General features: G+C 35.1%; 22 protein-coding genes and 2 tRNA genes. 18 read left to right on the top strand and 6 right to left on the bottom strand.

The window, feature by feature from the left end; translation table 11 throughout:
* Positions 1-81 precede the first annotated feature (81 nt).
* Genes C0Q33_RS03485 through glmS form a run of 3 tightly spaced genes read left to right on the top strand, consistent with a single transcriptional unit; the run spans position 82 to position 3,088 of the window.
* Complete coding sequence (locus C0Q33_RS03485) at positions 82-705, top strand: 30S ribosomal protein S13 (RefSeq protein ID WP_101477214.1); 624 nt, start codon at positions 82-84, stop codon at positions 703-705.
* Positions 706-714: 9 nt separating this feature from the next.
* A complete protein-coding gene (locus tag C0Q33_RS03480; protein ID WP_101477213.1) occupies positions 715-1,281 on the top strand; it encodes a 30S ribosomal protein S4 in 567 nt (188 codons plus the stop codon).
* 46 nt (positions 1,282-1,327) lie between these two features.
* Positions 1,328-3,088 carry a glutamine--fructose-6-phosphate transaminase (isomerizing) gene (glmS, locus tag C0Q33_RS03475; protein WP_101477212.1) on the top strand — a complete coding sequence of 587 codons (1,761 nt, stop codon included), beginning with the start codon at positions 1,328-1,330 and terminating at the stop codon, positions 3,086-3,088.
* Here glmS and cobT read toward each other — a convergent pair.
* From cobT to C0Q33_RS03455, 4 genes are all read right to left on the bottom strand, one after another.
* Positions 3,081-4,136, bottom strand: a complete 1,056-nt coding sequence (gene cobT, locus C0Q33_RS03470; RefSeq protein WP_101477211.1) for a nicotinate mononucleotide-dependent phosphoribosyltransferase CobT — start codon at positions 4,134-4,136, stop codon at positions 3,081-3,083. The two genes, glmS and cobT, sit on opposite strands and share 8 nt — an antisense overlap.
* Before the next feature lie 3 nt (positions 4,137-4,139).
* Positions 4,140-4,754 (bottom strand): MBL fold metallo-hydrolase, encoded by a 615-nt coding sequence (locus C0Q33_RS03465; RefSeq protein WP_101477210.1) that lies wholly within the window; start codon positions 4,752-4,754, stop codon positions 4,140-4,142.
* Entirely contained in the window at positions 4,751-5,401 is a 651-nt protein-coding gene (locus C0Q33_RS03460) for an NAD(P)H-hydrate epimerase (protein WP_101477595.1), read from the bottom strand. Before C0Q33_RS03460 ends, C0Q33_RS03465 begins: the two co-directional genes overlap by 4 nt.
* Before the next feature lie 287 nt (positions 5,402-5,688).
* Positions 5,689-5,773, bottom strand: a tRNA-Leu gene (locus tag C0Q33_RS03455).
* A gap of 55 nt (positions 5,774-5,828) precedes the next feature.
* Between C0Q33_RS03455 and C0Q33_RS03450 the strand changes: the two genes are divergently transcribed.
* The 14 genes from C0Q33_RS03450 to C0Q33_RS03385 all read left to right on the top strand — a co-directional run bounded on the left by C0Q33_RS03450 (position 5,829) and on the right by C0Q33_RS03385 (position 16,758).
* Positions 5,829-6,065, top strand: coding sequence for a DNA-directed RNA polymerase subunit N (locus C0Q33_RS03450; RefSeq protein ID WP_101477594.1), 237 nt, complete (start codon positions 5,829-5,831; stop codon positions 6,063-6,065).
* Position 6,066: 1 nt separating this feature from the next.
* Positions 6,067-7,305 (top strand): phosphopyruvate hydratase, encoded by a 1,239-nt coding sequence (eno, locus tag C0Q33_RS03445; RefSeq protein ID WP_101477209.1) that lies wholly within the window; start codon positions 6,067-6,069, stop codon positions 7,303-7,305.
* Between the two features lie 9 nt (positions 7,306-7,314).
* Entirely contained in the window at positions 7,315-7,989 is a 675-nt protein-coding gene (rpsB, locus tag C0Q33_RS03440; protein ID WP_101477208.1) for a 30S ribosomal protein S2, read from the top strand.
* Positions 7,990-7,993: 4 nt separating this feature from the next.
* Entirely contained in the window at positions 7,994-8,830 is an 837-nt protein-coding gene (gene amrB, locus C0Q33_RS03435; protein ID WP_101477207.1) for an AmmeMemoRadiSam system protein B, read from the top strand.
* A complete protein-coding gene (gene mvk / locus C0Q33_RS03430; RefSeq protein WP_101477206.1) occupies positions 8,827-9,780 on the top strand; it encodes a mevalonate kinase in 954 nt (317 codons plus the stop codon). The genes amrB and mvk overlap by 4 nt, the downstream gene beginning before the upstream one ends.
* Positions 9,781-9,940: 160 nt before the next feature.
* Positions 9,941-10,681, top strand: a complete 741-nt coding sequence (locus C0Q33_RS03425; RefSeq protein WP_101477593.1) for an isopentenyl phosphate kinase — start codon at positions 9,941-9,943, stop codon at positions 10,679-10,681.
* A 3-nt stretch (positions 10,682-10,684) separates the two neighbouring features.
* Positions 10,685-11,323, top strand: coding sequence for an isopentenyl-diphosphate Delta-isomerase (gene idi / locus C0Q33_RS03420; protein WP_101477205.1), 639 nt, complete (start codon positions 10,685-10,687; stop codon positions 11,321-11,323).
* Positions 11,320-12,303 (top strand): polyprenyl synthetase family protein, encoded by a 984-nt coding sequence (locus C0Q33_RS03415; protein WP_101477592.1) that lies wholly within the window; start codon positions 11,320-11,322, stop codon positions 12,301-12,303. The genes idi and C0Q33_RS03415 overlap by 4 nt, the downstream gene beginning before the upstream one ends.
* On the top strand, positions 12,304-14,010 hold the full coding sequence (locus C0Q33_RS03410; protein WP_101477204.1) for a glutamate--tRNA ligase: 1,707 nt from the start codon (positions 12,304-12,306) through the stop codon (positions 14,008-14,010).
* Positions 14,011-14,015: 5 nt separating this feature from the next.
* A complete protein-coding gene (locus C0Q33_RS03405; RefSeq protein ID WP_101477591.1) occupies positions 14,016-14,876 on the top strand; it encodes a fumarylacetoacetate hydrolase family protein in 861 nt (286 codons plus the stop codon).
* Between the two features lie 64 nt (positions 14,877-14,940).
* The gene (locus C0Q33_RS03400; protein ID WP_101477203.1) at positions 14,941-15,249 is read left to right on the top strand and encodes a Rieske (2Fe-2S) protein; all 309 of its coding nucleotides are present in this window, start codon (positions 14,941-14,943) and stop codon (positions 15,247-15,249) included.
* 47 nt (positions 15,250-15,296) lie between these two features.
* Positions 15,297-15,569 (top strand): UPF0147 family protein, encoded by a 273-nt coding sequence (locus C0Q33_RS03395; protein WP_101477590.1) that lies wholly within the window; start codon positions 15,297-15,299, stop codon positions 15,567-15,569.
* Between the two features lie 25 nt (positions 15,570-15,594).
* Entirely contained in the window at positions 15,595-16,359 is a 765-nt protein-coding gene (locus tag C0Q33_RS03390; RefSeq protein WP_101477202.1) for a methyltransferase domain-containing protein, read from the top strand.
* A 51-nt stretch (positions 16,360-16,410) separates the two neighbouring features.
* The gene (locus C0Q33_RS03385) at positions 16,411-16,758 is read left to right on the top strand and encodes a hypothetical protein (RefSeq protein ID WP_101477589.1); all 348 of its coding nucleotides are present in this window, start codon (positions 16,411-16,413) and stop codon (positions 16,756-16,758) included.
* Between the two features lie 40 nt (positions 16,759-16,798).
* Here the strand turns inward: C0Q33_RS03385 and C0Q33_RS03380 are convergent.
* Both C0Q33_RS03380 and C0Q33_RS03375 read right to left on the bottom strand, forming a co-directional pair.
* Positions 16,799-16,870, bottom strand: a tRNA-His gene (locus tag C0Q33_RS03380).
* A gap of 104 nt (positions 16,871-16,974) precedes the next feature.
* Positions 16,975-18,027 (bottom strand): alcohol dehydrogenase, encoded by a 1,053-nt coding sequence (locus C0Q33_RS03375; RefSeq protein WP_101477201.1) that lies wholly within the window; start codon positions 18,025-18,027, stop codon positions 16,975-16,977.
* Between the two features lie 164 nt (positions 18,028-18,191).
* Between C0Q33_RS03375 and C0Q33_RS09565 the strand changes: the two genes are divergently transcribed.
* Positions 18,192-18,320, top strand: a complete 129-nt coding sequence (locus C0Q33_RS09565; protein WP_281258820.1) for a hypothetical protein — start codon at positions 18,192-18,194, stop codon at positions 18,318-18,320.
* Positions 18,321-18,328: the final 8 nt, after the last annotated feature.

Genomic DNA, 18,328 nt, shown 5'->3' with positions numbered 1-18,328 from the left:
GGTAAATACTCTCCAAATCTGATTTAAACTGTTATTATTTTAGTATGGTTTTTATCGGGGATGAAGGGGATTTTTTAATACTTGTCTTCACAGGAATTCAGACACATAGTTAGAATTGCGGGTAAGGATGTTCCCGGTGCCAAAAAGACCATCATAGGAGTTGGTCAAGTAAAGGGCATAGGTTATAATTTTGCAAGAGCTCTTTTACAAGTTTTAAAAATTAATCCAGATAGTAATGTAGGTTTTCTCACAGAATCACAAGTAGTAGAAATAGAGAATGCTATGAGAAATCCTTCATCTGTCAATATACCATCTTGGTTTCTAAATAGACGAAAAGACATGGATACTGGAAATGATTTTCATCTAATTACTTCTGATGTTGATTTTAACATAAGAAATGATATTGAAAGAGAAAAAGGTATGAACAGTTGGAGAGGATTTCGTCATACATATGGATTAAAAGTTCGTGGACAAAGTACGCGTACCACTGGTAGAAAAGGTGGCGCCGTCGGAGTAAAGAAAGGAGGTAAAGTTTTACCAGCTGGTTCTCCAGGTGCTCCAGCTGCTGAAGGTGCAGCTCCTGCAGCAGCTCCAAAGGCTGGTGCAGCTCCTGCAGCAGCTCCAAAGGCTGGTGCAGCTCCTGCAGCAGCTCCAAAGGCTGGTGCAGCTCCGGCAGCAAAACCAGCTGCGGAAAAGAAGAAGTAGGTGAATTAGATGGGAGATCATCCAAAGAATTCGCGCAAAATGTGGAGAAAACCAAAACGTCCTCTTAACTACGATTTACTAAATGAGGAATTACATGTGTTGGGTACTTTTGGTCTTAAGAATAAAAGAGAATTATGGAAGGCACATACAGAACTTTCAAGAATAAGAAATCAAGCAAGATCACTATTAGCATTAACCCAAGATATCAGAATTACAAAAGAACCAATACTTATGAAATCACTTGCAAGAGTTGGACTCGTAAAAGAAAATGCAACACTAGATGATGTACTTAACCTAAAAGTAGCGGACTTTTTATCTAGACGATTACAAACATTCATTCAGAAAAAAGAATCAATCAAGAGTCCATACTTGGCAAGACAAATAGTTGTTCATGGCCATGTAATGATTGGAGATAGGGTAGTTACTGTTCCTTCCTACACAGTTAAAGTCGAAGAAGAAGATCAGATTCACTTATCACCAGAGTTAGACCTTAACAAGGCAAAACAACCTCTTATCCAAGAAGTAAAAGCTGAACAGTCAGATGAAGAAGTAAAAACTGAACAACCAGCCGAGTAAAATACACGCAATCATTATTTATCAAGAAAATATATTAAAAATTAACATGTGTTCGATTATAGGATACCTCGGTATCAGCCCTGCAGCTCCAATAATAGTCAAGGGACTAAAAAGGATGGAATATCGTGGCTATGATAGTGTAGGTGTTGCAACTTTTTCAGAGCATCACATCAATGTAAGAAAAGGAGTGGGCAAAGTCTTAGAGGTAAATAAAGCAGTAAAGCTTGATGAACTTATTGGAACTATAGGAATAGGACATACACGATGGGCTACCCATGGAATGGTAACTGACACAAATGCACACCCACATCCATCAAGTTCAGGAGAAATTGCAATTGTACATAATGGAATAATTGAAAATCATGAAGAATTAAAAAAAGAACTCCAAACACTAGGTTATACTTTTAAAAGTCAGACAGATAGTGAGGTGATTGCAAATCTTCTTCAATATAATTATGACAAGACAAAAGAAATTAAAAAATCAGTAGTAGATACAGTAGCTGAACTAAAAGGAAATTATGCTTTTGTAGCAGTGTTTCAGGATGGTACATTAGCTGCAGCTAGACTACACGAACCACTCATAATTGGAGTAGGAAGGGAAGGATATTTCATTTCAAGTGATGTATTAGGATTTGTAGAATATACTGACGAAGTAATTTATCCAGATAACAAAGAATTTGTGATCATTGATTCATCAGGATTGAAGATCTTTGATTTTGATGCAAACCCAGTACAGCATCAAATAACTAAAGTATCAAAGGAATTTGCTGATGCATACAAGGGACAGTATGCTCATTACACTTTGAAAGAGATTTCAGAACAGCCTACAACAATATTGAATGCTGGAAACAAAACTAAAATTGAGATCGATTTAGCTTCTGATTTGATAAAACATGCAAGAAACTTGTACATTACTGGAAGCGGAACAAGTTATAACGCGGCATTAATAGCAAAATTTCTCTTTTCAAAATATGCAAAGATAAAGATTGATCCATTAATTTCTAGTGAGGTACAGTTTTCCCCGGACATATTTGAAGAGAAATCAATTCTAATTGCAATATCTCAAAGTGGAGAAAGTGCAGATGTACTAGAAGCTGTAAACATTGCAAAAAAGACAGGATCTAAAATCATATCAATTGTTAACATGATGACATCTTCATTAGTTCATCAATCATCAATTTCAATTGGACTTAATTGTGGCCCAGAAATAGGAGTTGCCGCGACTAAAAGTTTCACGTCACAACTGGTAGTATTGTACAAAATGGTCGATAAAATATGTGATGGGTGTATAGAATTAGATCTTACAAAAGTATCAGAGGCAATCAAAAAGATTCTTTCCAATGATTCTAAAATTAGAGATGTTGCAAATAGACTAAAAGATGTTTCAGACATTTACGTATTAGGAAGAGGTATTCACTATCCAATTGCTTCAGAAGGTTCATTGAAGTTAAAAGAGCTTACATACATTCATGCAGAAGGACTTCCCGGAGGAGAATTAAAACACGGTCCATTAGCATTGATGGATTCAAATTCTTATGTTTTAATCATAAATCCAAATGATTCTACCTACAATGACACGTTAACATCAGCTAGAGAAATTAAAGCTCGAGGAGCCAAGATAATAGGAATTTCGGATAAACCAAGTGATGTGTATGATTATTGGATAGATATTCCCAGCATTACAGAGTCGTTGTATCCGCTTATAGAAATAGTGCCCATACAGCTTCTTGCATATCATGCAGCACTTGAAAAAGATACAGATCCTGATTATCCTAGGAATTTGGCAAAATCAGTAACAGTCAAGTAATTTTTGCATATTCTTTTTCAGTTAAATCCAAAAGACCCTTTGCATCAATTCCAGTTTTTAGCATACATGCAATAGATGCACCACCTGCTCCAGCTCCTTCTTTTACAAATCCTTCTGCGTATGATCGTAATCCAGAAATGCTAGATTCTGCAAGTTTGAGTTTAGCAACTAATATAGGAATATCCAGTATCTGTGAAACGGTTTCAATTAAATTTGCAGATTTATCGTCTGTCACATAAGAGGTTGTGCCAAGAGCTGTATTCTTTCCATCAAATCCCATACTTTTTGCAAAAGCAAGTACAGCTGCCATTTGTGTACCTCCAGCTAATATCACTTTAGATAATTCTGAAGCTGTACTAAGAATACCTGCAACTGTTGGAATCATTGGATCACCTAGTTGTGAAATAATTTCAAATGGATCTTTTGATTGTAATCTTTTTAACGCGTCTTTTACTGTTTGAACCTTAAGTCCTACAGGATTTTCTGGCATGCTACTACTAACAAGTCCTTTAATTCCCAGTCCTTCAAGTACTCCAAGAGCAGTTGTAGTACCACCCGGAATACTTTCACCAATAACAACACAATCAGTTGAAGCCCCTAGAAATCTTCCAATTATTCTACCATATTCTACAGCCTTTCCTACTTCTTCCATACTGAGTGCGGGTTCTTTTGCAATATTTTTTCCATAATCTAAATTCATATCAATAAAAGGAAGTTTTGGTGATACCTTACTGCCTGCGTTTATAACAATACTTGAAATGCTTGCTGCTTCTAATGCTGTTTTTGTTAATAGTGCAGGTGTTGGTTTTCCATCAGGAGTCATAGGAATTACAGAAATGCTCTTGCAATGCCCATAATGGATAAATTCAGCATCAGCAGGTCCAGTGAATTTTATTAGATCAGGATGCTCTCCAGCTATAGTTATTCCAGGTATTTCAGATGTTGCAGTATAAGAAATAACTAGAGCGAAAATGAATTTTTTTTGTTTAGTTTGGTGTATGAATTCTAAACCTTTTTGCTTGTTTCCAAATATTTCAATGTCTTGCAATGATTAATCACTGCCCATAAAATTCACAAATTCTTCCTCAGTTCTAGGTTGTAATACAAAGTTAGTTTTCTTTTCTTTACCTATTGTTGAATTTGGAGAGATTCCGTAATTATGTCCTGGATATAACATAAGAGTATCATCAAGTTTGTAAATAATATCAAACAGACTATGATAAAGTTCTTTTGCACTTCCTCCAGGTAAATCAATTCTTCCACAATTTCCCACAAAAAGTGCATCTCCTGAGAAAATTTTTCCAGCCCCAACTAGACAAATACTATCTTTTGAATGTCCAGGAGTATGTATCACAGTAAGTTCAGAGTTACCAAATTTTATTTTTTCACCATTGGTTAACCGCATATCATTTTTTAGAGTAGAGGATTCATGTTGCAGGATTTTAGATTTAGTGTGCTTTACTATTGCGTCATTTCCTATAGTATGATCAAAATGATGATGCGTGTTTATTACATATTTGACTTTTAGAGCATTTCTTTCTAGAGTTTCAATTACCAAGTCTAAATCCCAAGATGGATCAATGATAACTGCTTCTTTTGTCTCTTCATCTTCAAGTACATAAGTAAAGTTTTGCATATTTCCTACTTCGAGTTGATGCACTTTCATAGCACATCAATCTCCGCTTCTGGCGGTATTCCTATTTTTTCAACAATTATCTTACCACACATATCTAGATTTTTTGGCATTCCAATTTTCATTTTGTGAAAAGTTATAGTAACATCAGCTTTTACACACTTGTCATTTACTAGTCCTGTATCTGGATCAAGACCTGTTGGTATATCGACAGCCAATTTGAAAGCATGAGATTGGTTTATGAGGCTTATTGCTGATGAATAAGGTTCCCTGATACTTCCAGATATACCCGTTCCAAGTATACCATCTACAATTATTTCGGCGTCATTTACAATTTCAGCAGCATCAGATGCAAGTACAAGATTTACCGAATTCATTTTTTCTAAAATTTTCCAGTTGGATTTGGCTTCTTCTGTTTTTATTCTATCAGGATGTCCAAGAAGTATGACGGTAGGTCGGCATCCAAACCCAGCCAAGTGTCGTGCCACAACAAAAGCATCACCACCATTATTTCCCAATCCTGCAAAAACTGTTACCTTTTTTGATGTTAAATCAGAATAGTGCTCAACAATGTGTCTTGCAGTAGCAGCGCCGGCGTTTTCCATCATGAGTTTTCTAAAAAAGCCCATTTGATGCCCATTCTCTTCAATTTGCATCATTTGTTTTACCGTGATTTCCATAACAATATGGAATTTTATGTTAAATATGGGCTTTACCAATGCGGAATTCATGTACGAGATTCGTTATATTTTAAATTTCAAAATTACTGGAAATCATTTAACAAATCAAGTTCTTGAACAATAATGATATCACAATACGATGTTAACAATATAAATTCGACATTTTGTTTGAAAGGTAAAATATCAGAGGTAAAAAGTTATTTTATTGAATGCGATTTATGACATGTCTATCAAAATATGACAATATTTTTTATTCGATTCAATTTGATGATGTTTTGAATTTTTAATGCGGGAGAAGGGATTTGAACCCTCGAAATCCTAAGATACTAGCCCCTCAAGCTAGCGCCTTTGACCAGGCTGGGCGACTCCCGCACATTTGGTTTTACCCATGTATGGTTTTTATAAGCCTTGATTACTTTTTGTGTCTGTGCTGATTCCTGTTAGATGTTTTAGTTGTGGAAATTTGATTGCTGACAAGTTTAAAGAATATCAGAATCGTGTAAAAAGCGGTGAAGATCCAAAAAAGGTTTTGGATTCATTTGGTTTTAAAAGATACTGTTGCAGAGCTATGATATTGACATCAGTCGAGACAATTCACCAAGTCATTCCATTTTACGAAGCAATCAAGAGAAGAGAACAAGAAGTAAAAGCAGAATTAGAATAGAATGCCTCTGATTACTTCAATCAAAGGTAGAGTACTTTACAATAGCAGAGGAAGTAAAACCATTGAAGTAGATGTAATATCAGATAAAAAACACATAGGACGAGTATGTGCTCCCTCAGGTGCAAGTGTTGGCAAATATGAAGCACGTAGTTTTCCTCAAGATAAGCCAGAAAAGAGTTTAGAAATTTTAAAAAAAAACGTAAAGAAGTTTATCGGTCTTGATCCATCAAATTTAAAAATAATTCATGAGACTTTAAGAGAAATAGATCCAACTCCCAATTATTCTAAAGTTGGAGGTTCTCTGGCATTTGCATTAACTATTGCATCAATTGAATCTGCTTCAAAATCATTAGACATTCCAATGTTCAAGCTATTGGCAAAAGGTTCAACTTTTAGATTCCCATTTCCTCTTGGAAATATAATAGGTGGAGGAGCACATGCAGGGCCTGGTACGCCAGATATTCAAGAAATTTTAGTTTGTGCAACAGGTTCTAAAACTATCCGTGATGCAATAGAAGTTAACTTGGCAGTACACAAAGAAGTAGGAAAAATTCTAGCTGAAAAAGATCCAAGTTTTACAAAGGGAAGGGGAGATGAAGGTGGTTGGGCACCCAAATTAAAAAATGATCAAGCATTAGAAATAGCTGCAAAAGCTTGTGAGCAGCTTGGTTTTACATTAGGAAAAGAAGTCTCTTTAGGAGTGGATTTTGCTTCATCCACACAGTGGAACGAAAAGAAAAAGAGATACATATACGATAGAGCGGGTTTTGAAAACACTCCACAAAAACAGATTGAATTTGCTTCGAATATAATAAAAAAATACAAACTTGTTTATGCTGAAGATGCTGTTCATGAAGAAGCTTTTGAAGACATGTCTATCTTGACCAAAAAATTCCCGCGCGTGTTGATAACTGGAGATGATCTCTTAGTAACGAATACAAAGATTCTCAAAAAAGCAGTAAAAATAAGAGCATGTAGTGGTGCCATATTAAAAGTAAATCAAGCTGGAAGCCTCTATGATGCTTTAGAGTTTGCAAAAGAGGCAAACAATAACAATGTAAAACTAATCACATCCCATCGATCTGGAGAATCAGTTGATTCCCATATATCACACATTGGACTTGCGACCAAATCAAAGATGCTCAAGGTTGGCATATTAGGCGGAGAGAGAATAGCCAAACTTAACGAATTAGTACGACTATCAGAGTATGATTTAATACGTGGAATGGCCGAGATTTAGAAACACGCAATGAGTAAACAAGAAGACTTTGAACATATGGAGAAATACGTATTATCTACTGGAATAAGAGTAGGAACTCAAGTAAAAACAAAGTTCATGAACTCATTTGTTACCAAGGCAACAAATGAAGGACTTTACATTATTGACAGCAAGAAAACATTATCAAGAATTCAGACTGCAGCCAAATTTATCAATAGAGCGGATATTACAAAAGTTCTAGTTTGTTCGGGAAGAGAATATGCCAGCACCCCAGTTGAGAAATTCTGTGAGATCACTGGTGCAACTCCCATGCTTGGAAGATTCATGCCAGGGACTCTTACAAATCCATCATTACCATACTACAGAGAGCCAGAATTAGTTTTCATTTCAGATCCTCAAGTAGATGAACAAGCAATTGTAGAGGCTACTAATGCAGGAATTCCAGTAATAGGCATTTCAAATACAGATAATGTTACTTCCAAAATTGACTTGGTAATTCCAGCAAATAACAGAGGAAGAAAATCTCTAGCTGCAACTTATTGGTTATTAGCAAGAGAGATCCTAATGCAGAGAGGTAAACTAAAAAACTCAGAATCTATGAAATATCAAATAGATGACTTTGAAACAAAGATAACAGAAGAAGAATTAGAAGAAGAGGCTGCGGAAAGAATGGCACCTTCAAGAATGAGATCACAGAGGCAATAACACAATGCAGGTGAGGACACCAGCTGTTGCTGGAATGTTCTATCCAAAAACAAGTCAGGAATTAAAATCAAGCATAAAAAATTGTTTTTTACACAAGTACGGTCCGGGAAAATTACCACCTTCTCCAGACGATGAAAAAATTATCGGTGTAATATGCCCTCATGCCGGATATGAGTATTCTGGTCCAATAGCTGCAAATTCATACTATGCAATATCATCACAAAGACCTGAACTTGTAATAATAATTGGGCCAAATCATTGGGGAATAGGACGAAACGTTGCAACGATGAAAGAAGGAGTATGGAGAACTCCACTTGGAGATATCGAAGTAGATGCAGAAAATTCAATTGAAATTAACAAGATTTGTAAGTCTATAGAGCTAGATTCTTTTTCTCATACAAGAGATCATTGTTTAGAAGTACAACTTCCAATGCTTCAAGAAATATTTTCTCACAAATTCAAGATCTTACCTTTAATTTTAATCGACCAAAGTTATAATGCTACAAGGGAAATTGGTAAAGCCATAGCAAAGATTGCAAAAATTAAGAATACTATGATAATTGGTTCTTCAGATTTTACTCATTACGAACCAAATGATTTTGCTCACGCACAGGATAAATCTCTGATAGAGGCAGTAGTTAGTCTAGATGTAGATAAATTTTACAAAATTTTACAAGAAAAACAGGTTAGTGCGTGTGGGTATGGAGCGATTGCATCTACCATGATAGCTTGTAAGGAATTGGGAGCAACAAAAGCTATCTTGAATAAATACGCAACCAGTGGCGATATAACAGGCGATAAAAGTTCAGTAGTCGGATATGCATCTATAGCGTTTGTATGAAATCCATTGCATCTGCTCCTGGAAAAATTATCCTTTTCGGAGAACATTTTGTAGTATATGGCGTCAAGGCAATACTTTGTTCCATAGATAAGAGAATAACTGCAACTTCACAATTCTTGGATGAAAAGATAGTCAGAGTAAGTTCTTCACTAGGAGAATCAGAGATGGAACTAAACTCATTAAATAATTTAGAAAAGGTACCACAAAAATTTATGAAACCATTTTTTTACATAGTAAAGAAAGCATTGGAAGAGAATTCCACCGTGAAAGGCATTGAGATAATTTTAGAGTCAGATATACCTGCAGGAGTAGGATTAGGTTCGTCATCTGCTGCATGTGTTGCAGCTACAGCTTCAGTCAATGGATTATTTAACAAATTATCAAAAAATGAAGTAGTAAAAAGAGCAATACAGGCAGAACGTATTATATTTGAACAGAGTTCTGGCGCAGATTCATCGGTTTCTACATTTGGTGGACTAATGTCATATGATCTAAAGAATGGATTTCAAAATATCCCATCAAGAAATGATTTGAGTTTCATAATATCTAATTCTGCTCAGATTCATGATACACAAGATGTAGTAAGGCAAGTCAGGAATTTTAAAGAAAAAAATGAAGATATTTTTAGAAAATTATGTGAACAAGAAATTGAGATAGTCAACAATGCAACCTCGGCCTTGAAAGAAAATGACTTGAATGAATTAGGGTCACTGATGTTAAAAAATCAAGAGTTGCTAAAACAGATGGGGATTTCAACAGAAAAGATTGATCTTTTAGTAAAAGAGGCAAAGAGAACTTCCCACGGGGCAAAGATAACCGGAGCTGGCGGAGGTGGATGCATTATTTCCCTTGTAGATGATTCAAACAGGAAAAATACTCTAGACAATTTAGGAAAAATTTCAGATTGTTTTTTGGCGAAAATAGATTACAATGGACTAATGTATGCATAAAATACGAGATTTAGTTCCAATTACAAATTTTCAATAATTTACAAGGCAAGTATTGTTTAGAAAAGAAAACTTAGGTAACAAGTGTCAACCAAAGAATTTCGTAATCATCATGAATTCAGTGATATACTTTTTAAAACCGTTCATAGCACTGATAAAAATCATGATCTTGGTGAAACTGGGAGGTTCAATAATTACCAATAAAGAAAAACCGCTGACCCCCAATAGAAAATTAATCAGAAAAATTGCGTCAAGTCTCAAAAATGTAGATGAGCCTATTGTTGTAATACATGGTGGAGGTTCTTTTGGCCATTATTGGTCGGTAAAGTATGACATGCATACAAAACCTCAAAAATATAGTATCAAAGGAGTCGCCACTGTAAAAAATTCAATGGTAGAATTAAACAGTATTGTACTAGAGTCATTTCTTGAATCTGGTCTAAAACCATATTGTTTACCTCCCAGTGATTTCATGATAGGAGATAAGCCACTGACCAAGAAAGTTAAAGAAATTTCCAATATTGCAAAGACAGGATTGATTCCTATTTCGTATGGAGATGCAATGTGGTTTGGGAAAAATAAGTTTTACATATTGTCTGGAGATAGAATCATGGGAGTTCTTTCTAAATTGTTACGTCCTCGTCTTGCAATTTTTGTTACAAATGTAGATGGAGTATATTCAGATATGAAAAGCAAGAATCTTTTGAATGAGATTACTACAGAAATACCGATTACTTCAGAAGTAACAATGGATGTAACAGGAGGAATGTCTCGTAAAATAAAAGAAGCTTTTTACATATCTAAAGGTGGAACGGATGTTTTCTTTGTAAATGGAAAGATTCCAAAGAGAATAACAAATGCAATAAATGGCAAGAGTTTTGAGGGAACAATATTCAGAGGATAAATTATGGAATATCTAATTCTTGTAGACAGTAATGATAATCAAATAGGAATTGAAGAAAAAGTAAAATGTCATTTACCAAAGGGAAAACTTCACAGAGCCTTTACAATATTTTTATTCAACAAGGAAGGAAAGCTATTACTTACACAACGAAGCAAAGATAAGATGTTGTGGCCTGGAGATTGGGATGGGACAGTAGCTAGTCATCCAAGACAATCAGAGAGTTACATTTCATCGGCAGAAAGAAGATTACCTGAAGAATTGGGAGTTACATGCAAATTAGATTATTTACATAAATTTGAGTATCACGTACCCTACAAAGATATTGGATCAGAAAATGAAGTTTGTGGCACTTTAATTGGAATATTAGATGACTCGTCAAAAATAAAGCTTGTAGAAGGTGAAATTTCAGATTTCAAGTGGGTTACACTTGAAGAATTATTATCAGAGATAAAGAATTCACCGCATATTTTTTGCCCATGGTTACTAGTTGCACTGAATTTCATACCAGAGTCAAGTCAAAATATCAATGATAAACACAAAGAAATTCTCAAGATGTGGAATAGAGATGATCTCAAGAGTAAACTTGAAGAATCATTAAAGTATCATTTTCCAGATCACAGATGGGAGCTAAAAAAAGAATGAAATTAGAAACACTAGCAAGAACAGCATCCACGATAGACTCATTTCTCTCATCAAGACTGACTGGAGAACCTAGAGATCTATACCAAGCAGCAAGTTATTTGATTGATCATGGAGGAAAAAGATTGAGGCCATATATGGTCATAAAAAGCTGCCAACTCTTAGGGGGGACTGTAAAGCAGGCCATACCTGCAGCTGCTGCAATAGAAATGATACATAATTTCACATTGGTACATGATGATATCATGGACAATGATGAAGTAAGACATGGTGTACCTACAGTTCATGTGAAATTTGGAATTCCAATTGGAATTCTTGCAGGTGATTTATTATTTTCAAGGGCATTTGAAACTATTTCAAAACCTTATCTGCACAAGTCAAAAGAAGTTGGTTTGAATCTTGTTACTACATTAGCAAAAGCATGTACAGATGTATGTGAGGGTCAAGCACTTGACATTAGCATGGCAAAATCAAATAAAATTCCAAATGAAAGTCAATATATCAATATGATTGAGAAAAAAACATCATCGTTATTTATAGCATCATGTGCAATGGGAGCAATAACTGCAAACAAAAATTTGTCTGACGTGACAAGACTAGCCACATTTGGAAGAAATCTAGGAATCGCTTTTCAGATAATTGATGATTTAATTGGAATAGTAGGTGATCCCAAAATTACAAGAAAACCCGTAGGAAACGATATCAGAGAAGGAAAGAAATCACTTCCAATTTTAATGGCAATTAAAAAAGCAAACAATCAAGAAAAAAAGACAATCCTTAATGCATTCGGGAATTCGTCTGTTTCAAAAAGTGAAGTAGAAAGAGCCATTTCTACAATTTCTGCTCTAGGCATAGAAAAAATAATAAAACAAAAGGCAATATATCATTCCAATACAGCCAAGAAATCCATATCAGTATACGATGGACATGCAAAAAAAGAACTGCTCTCTTTGCTTGATTTTGTTGTAGAGAGGAGTCTTTAGTTGGATGATGAATTAAAAAGAGTAATTCGTGGAATTGCTCTTTTTAATGCATCTGAACATGAGGGAAAGACTAGAAACGATTCAATTATTTCCAAAGTAATTGGCACTAAACCAGAACTTCGTTCTAGAATCAAAGATATCATTCCACTTATTTCACAAGAAGTAATTGATGTTAACAAATTATCAGTAGAGTCTCAAAAAGAGGAACTTGCAAATAAATATCCAGAATTACTTGTAGTAAAACCAAAACATGAGAGAGTTGGTCTTCCACTTCTTGAAGGAGCAGAGCAAGGCAATGTAATTACACGTTTTCCTCCTGAACCCAATGGTTATCCTCACATTGGACACGCAAAGGCGTCGATAATTGATGAAGAGTATGCAAAAATGTACGGAGGTAAACTCATTTTAAGATTTGATGATACAAATCCAGAGAAGGAACGTTTAGAGTATTATGCAGCGATCAAAGTTGGTCTAGATTGGCTTGGTGTAAAATATGATCTTGTAAAAAATACATCTGACGACATGGAAATAATTTATAAAAAAGCTAGAGAGATCCTAGATTCTGGTCATGCATATGTGTGTACATGTAATAAAGAAACAATTAGCAAGAACAGAAGAGAAATGTTATCCTGTAAGTGTAGAGCTGGAGATCTCAATCAAAATATCACTCGTTGGAATAAAATGTTTGATAAATTCAAACCTGGAGAGGCCATTGTCAGATTTCGTGGAGATATGAATTCAGATAATACAGTTATGCGAGATCCAACCTTATTGAGAATAATAGATGAATTGCATCCAATCCACAAGGACAAGTATAGAGTTTGGCCAAACTATGATTTTGCAGTTTCCATTGAAGATAGTATTGATGGAATTACTCATGCGTTTAGAACTAAAGAGTATGAATTACGAACTGAACTGTATTACAAACTTTTAGACGTACTTGATATGCGTAAACCAAAGATGATGGAATTTTCAAGGTTAGAGTTTGAAGGAATGCCTGTTTCCAAAAGAGTTCTAAAACCTCTAGTAGAAGAGGGAAAAGTATCTGGATTTGATGATCCCAGACTTCCTACTCTTGAAGGATTACGTAGAAGAGGCATAGTTCCTGAAGCCATTAGAAAATTTGTCATTTCTCTTGGCTTTACTAAATCAGATACTTTACCACCATTTGAGACACTTGAATCATTTAATCGAAAAATAATAGACCCTACAAGTGTAAGATTATTCATCGTTTTCGAACCAGTAAAATTAACAGTGATCAACAACAATCTTACCGAGATTGAGATATCAAATCATCCACAAAATGACATGGGTAAAAGGAAAATCAAGATAGATGGAAATTTTTTCATATCAGGTAATGACGCCAATACATTGAAGATCGGCGATGAGGCAAGATTGTTAGAATTATACAACATAAAAATTACAAAGATAGGTTCAGAAATACAAGGAGAGATAACCAGTAGTAATTACAAATCAGATATTCCTAAAATTCAATGGATTCCAAGAAACAATCCAGTAAACATTGAAGTCTTGATACCAAATATACTCTTCATAAATGACCAATTTAATGAAAATAGTCTAGAAGCTAGACAAGGTATTACCGAACAATACTACTTAGAGTTAAATGTGGGAGCAGAAATTCAGTTCATGAGATTCGGATATTGTAGAAAAGATTCTGCAAATCAAGCGATATACACTCACAAGTGAAGAAAATGAAGATTGCAAGATTACTTAGACAAAATATTGAAACATATGCTATTGTTAATGGGGAAAAAGTTTTGACAAGAGAAAGTATGACATCACAGACTGGAATTCCCATACCACAAAGTATCAAAGATTTTTTATTTGATGGATGGTATGATGAAATAAAGACTAATGCAAAAAATCTAACTTATAATGAGAATCTATCTGATTTTAAATTTCTTCCGCCCATTCCAAATCCATCTAAAATAATTTGTTTAGCATTTAATTACAAAGATCATGCAAAAGAACAAAATTTGATTCCGCCAGATGAGCCGGCCATAGTTATCAAACCAAGAACAACGCTCAATGGAGCTACATCTGACATAGTTTGCCCATCATTTGTCTCAAAGCTTGATTATGAAATAGAGCTTGCAGTGATAATTGGCAAGGACTGTAAGAACATATCAGAAAAAGAGGCAAAAGAAGTAGTTTTTGGATACATGGTTCTAAACGACGCATCTGCACGAGACATACAAGCAAAGGACAAACAGTTTACCAGAGCAAAGGGTTTTGATACTTTTGCACCTTGTGGTCCTTGGATAACTACTGCAGATGAAATACCTGATCCACAAAATCTCAAAATGATGACCAAAGTAAATGGAGACATTAGACAAAATTCTTCAACATCAAATATGCATCTAAAGGTCTATTCCATTGTATCATTGTTAAGTAAAGCAATGACATTGGAAAAGGGTGACATCATATCTACCGGTACTCCTGCAGGAGTCATGCTCAATAAGCCAGATGCCGTCTTTTTGAAGAATGGTGACAAGATAGAGATGGAGATAGAAAATCTCGGTAAACTGCAAAACACTGTAAAATTTGTTTAATTCAAGATTCTGAAGTTCTAGAACCGGCATTAAAATTATTAAGAGTTCAAGATTCTCATCAGATATGGGAAAGATAATTGTTGGAAAAGTAAGCGATTTCATTCCAGGCAAAATGCAGAAGATCACAATAGATGGCAAAGATGTACTTGTTGCAAATATCGACGGAACTTATTATGCAATTAATGATACATGCACTCATGCAGGAGCAAGTCTTTCCGAAGGAATCTTGGATGGAACAGTTGTAACATGTGGATGGCATGGAGCAAAATTTGATTGTAAAACAGGTAAACTTTCTTCTTTTCCTGCCAAGATAAAAGACCTGAATTCGTATAAAGTAGTTGTAGAATCAGAAAATATCTTTGTAGAAGTATAATGCAAACTTTATAAAATAAGCTCAATTAGCATAGCTTGGATGTTACAATGGTCGAAAAAAATGATCCAAATATTGACACTTTAAACACGGCCATTACTACTCTAGTTGAAATTGCAGCAAATCCTTCCACTCCAAGAAACATCAAGAAAGATTTGACAGACCTAATTGTAGAATTAAAAAAGCAAAATTCTCCCGTTTCAGTAAGAGCAGCAAATGCCATAAGCGCTCTTGATGATATATCACAAGATCCTAACATGCCATCATACGTCAGAGTTACATTGTGGCAGGCAGTTTCTGCTCTAGAAAGAATAAGAGAATAAATTTAGTGTAGATTATCATTATTTAATGAAAATTGAAGATTACCTATCATCACTTCCAAGTGCTATAATCAGTGGCGAGGATGTAGAATTATCAGATAAAACATTAAAAGAGATATTTCGATTTTCAGAACTGACTGAAAATGATGTATTTTACCATCTAGGGTGCAGCAGTGGTAACAGCATCATAATAGCTTTACAAGAATTCAATGTAAAGAAAGCGATTGGTATTGATAATAATAAAGACAAGATAACACATGCACAAAAACTTCTTGAGGAAAAGCATATTTCAAATGGATCATTTAGATGTCAAGATGTCACAGTTTCTAATATTAGTGATGCCACTGTAATACTTTTTTGGTTTTCAGATCAGAAGGTAATTGAGAAAATGATCCCAAAATTTGAAAGTTTCAAACCTGGATGCAAAATAATAACCATATGGGGACCGCTTACTGGATTCATGCCAAACAAAGTAGATTTTCCATACATTCTAAATGTCACACCATTCAAGAAAGCAGAATCTCTCCAAGATCAGATGCTTTCGATATTTAATACCGATTGCATTGATTTTGCTGTTGCGTGGGAATTTGCTGATAGATATTCAAGAGCTATCGGTTCAAAGAATTCTGAAAATGACAGGTTTCTGACCATACTCCAGACACTTGTAATATGGATAAACGCAAAAAATCTTGGCATCGCATGTGGAGATGGCATACCAGATCCTGTAAAGAGCTATATCGGAATTCTCAAGACTTTTTTCAATATAGAAGTTGAACACCTAATTGACCACTAGAATGAATTCTCAGTCATGTTTTTATTTGGAAATGTCGTTATAGGACATATGATGCAAGAAAGAATCAACATCAACGTATCAGCTATAGATTATGAAAATACCAGTAAAGCAATCATATCTACATTGAGCAATGCTGAGAAGATGGTTCATGGTGAAAACGACTTTGTAGTGACAGATTCAGAATTTGCTTTTGGATGGCATTTTTATGTGGTTTGTGTCAACAGATCACTAGTAAAACGGTTGTCTGATCAATTGGGACCGGATTTTGAAAAGATAAAGGGAAAAGGTTTGGACCGCAAGTTTTTGACTTGGTTGAATGACAAGGTTAGTCAAAAGAACTTGAAGGTGAAACTTGCCATCAAGGAAGAAATGGAATCAAGTAAATTTGGCATATTTTAAAAAATATCAATTATCAAAGTCTAACAAATAAACAAAAAAAGGCCCTTGAGGGGAATCGAACCCCTGTCCGGGGATCCACAGTCCCCTATACTGGCCACTGTACTACAAGGGCCACATAAAGAAATTCGTTCTCAATCCAGTATTAATCTTAACTCAACTGCATAGATACCAACATTTAGGATATTCGAGTACTTGTTTTGCTGTAATCAGGAGATTTTATGGATTAATGATTCCTCGGCCTATTATTTTTCCTTCTTTTAGCATTGTTAATGCTTCTGTTGCCTGATTAAGTTTAAACTTGTTTGAGATCATTGGCTTGATGATTCCTCTGCGCGCAAGAGAAATTAATTCAATCATATCAGTCATAGAACCAGTGTATGAACCCATCAACTTGTATGCCCTAGTAGGCATTGTTACAAGATTTAATTGCAAAGAACCGCCAAATAGACCTACAAGAACAACACGAGCTCTGCGTCGTAGAATTTGCATATCTGTTTCTACCGATTTGGTGGCATTGACAAAATCAATTACGGCATCAGCACCCAAATTACCTGTTAATTCCATTATAACTTTTACAGGATCTTCCTTGGATGAATTGATAGTAATGTCTGCACCACTTTGTTTTGCTACTTTTAATTTATCATCATTGACATCTAATGAAATTATTCTTGCACCACTAATTGCTTTAGCCAATTGAATACCCATCAATCCAAGTCCTCCAGCACCTACAATCACTACATTATCAGCTGGGTTTAGTTTTGCAGTTTTAATTGCGCCATAAGCAGTAAGAGCAGAACAAGATAAAGGCGCACATATATCGGTGTCCATGTCATTTATTTTTGCCAAATATTTGTAATTTGGAACAAGAACATATTCTGCATAACCACCATCATTGTAAACACCCAAAGATCTTGGCTTGTCACAAAGATTTTCCTCGCCTATCCTACAAGCAGGACATAGACCTTCACCTATCCAAGGAAATACTAGAACCTTCTCATTCTTCACGAATCCCTCTACGTCCTCACCCATGCTCTCTACCACTCCAGCAACTTCGTGGCCTGGAGTTAATGGATATTTTACACCCCTATCAGTTGTTTTCATGAATGAACCTGCAGGTCCTTCATATCCACCATCCCAGAGGTGAATATCACTATGACAAACACCAGCAGATTCTACTTTAATGAGAACTTGGGAACCCCTAGGTTTTGGAGTTTCAAGAGATTGAATTTCAAGAGCTTCCTTTACTCGTACTATTCTAGCAGCATTCATGTTGATATGTACCAAGATGTCATATAAGATAGTTTTGTGAGAAATGGCGCATTAGCATAACTAATCGTCAGTACACATATTTTGAAATTTTATGAAAAGTAAATTTTGTAGATCTATGAAAATCATGCGTAAGTTTATTAGCGACAAAAAAACAATTCGGATTCATGAAGATTAGATGGTGGTATGTCTCAATGGGTATCGCAGCAGCATTAGTCTTTGTTAGCATGTTATACCTAGGTAAGATATTGTGTGTTCCAATGGAAAATGCTCCATGCGTGGGACTCTTGAAATAACATGCCTT

Source organism: Candidatus Nitrosotalea bavarica (assembly GCF_900167955.1).
Classification (GTDB): domain Archaea; phylum Thermoproteota; class Nitrososphaeria; order Nitrososphaerales; family Nitrosopumilaceae; genus Nitrosotalea; species Nitrosotalea bavarica.
This window is presented reverse-complemented; position numbering and strand designations above follow the sequence as displayed.

Coding starts and splice junctions, on each gene's coding strand:
- C0Q33_RS03480 (WP_101477213.1), top strand. CDS start 715: ATGGGAGATCATCCAAAGAATTCGCGCAAAATGTGGAGAAAACCAAAA.
- glmS (WP_101477212.1), top strand. CDS start 1,328: ATGTGTTCGATTATAGGATACCTCGGTATCAGCCCTGCAGCTCCAATA.
- C0Q33_RS03465 (WP_101477210.1), bottom strand. CDS start 4,754: ATGAAAGTGCATCAACTCGAAGTAGGAAATATGCAAAACTTTACTTAT.
- C0Q33_RS03460 (WP_101477595.1), bottom strand. CDS start 5,401: ATGGAAATCACGGTAAAACAAATGATGCAAATTGAAGAGAATGGGCAT.
- eno (WP_101477209.1), top strand. CDS start 6,067: ATGCCTCTGATTACTTCAATCAAAGGTAGAGTACTTTACAATAGCAGA.
- rpsB (WP_101477208.1), top strand. CDS start 7,315: ATGAGTAAACAAGAAGACTTTGAACATATGGAGAAATACGTATTATCT.
- amrB (WP_101477207.1), top strand. CDS start 7,994: ATGCAGGTGAGGACACCAGCTGTTGCTGGAATGTTCTATCCAAAAACA.
- mvk (WP_101477206.1), top strand. CDS start 8,827: ATGAAATCCATTGCATCTGCTCCTGGAAAAATTATCCTTTTCGGAGAA.
- C0Q33_RS03425 (WP_101477593.1), top strand. CDS start 9,941: ATGATCTTGGTGAAACTGGGAGGTTCAATAATTACCAATAAAGAAAAA.
- idi (WP_101477205.1), top strand. CDS start 10,685: ATGGAATATCTAATTCTTGTAGACAGTAATGATAATCAAATAGGAATT.
- C0Q33_RS03415 (WP_101477592.1), top strand. CDS start 11,320: ATGAAATTAGAAACACTAGCAAGAACAGCATCCACGATAGACTCATTT.
- C0Q33_RS03405 (WP_101477591.1), top strand. CDS start 14,016: ATGAAGATTGCAAGATTACTTAGACAAAATATTGAAACATATGCTATT.
- C0Q33_RS03400 (WP_101477203.1), top strand. CDS start 14,941: ATGGGAAAGATAATTGTTGGAAAAGTAAGCGATTTCATTCCAGGCAAA.
- C0Q33_RS03395 (WP_101477590.1), top strand. CDS start 15,297: ATGGTCGAAAAAAATGATCCAAATATTGACACTTTAAACACGGCCATT.
- C0Q33_RS03390 (WP_101477202.1), top strand. CDS start 15,595: ATGAAAATTGAAGATTACCTATCATCACTTCCAAGTGCTATAATCAGT.
- C0Q33_RS03385 (WP_101477589.1), top strand. CDS start 16,411: ATGCAAGAAAGAATCAACATCAACGTATCAGCTATAGATTATGAAAAT.
- C0Q33_RS03375 (WP_101477201.1), bottom strand. CDS start 18,027: ATGAATGCTGCTAGAATAGTACGAGTAAAGGAAGCTCTTGAAATTCAA.
- C0Q33_RS09565 (WP_281258820.1), top strand. CDS start 18,192: ATGAAGATTAGATGGTGGTATGTCTCAATGGGTATCGCAGCAGCATTA.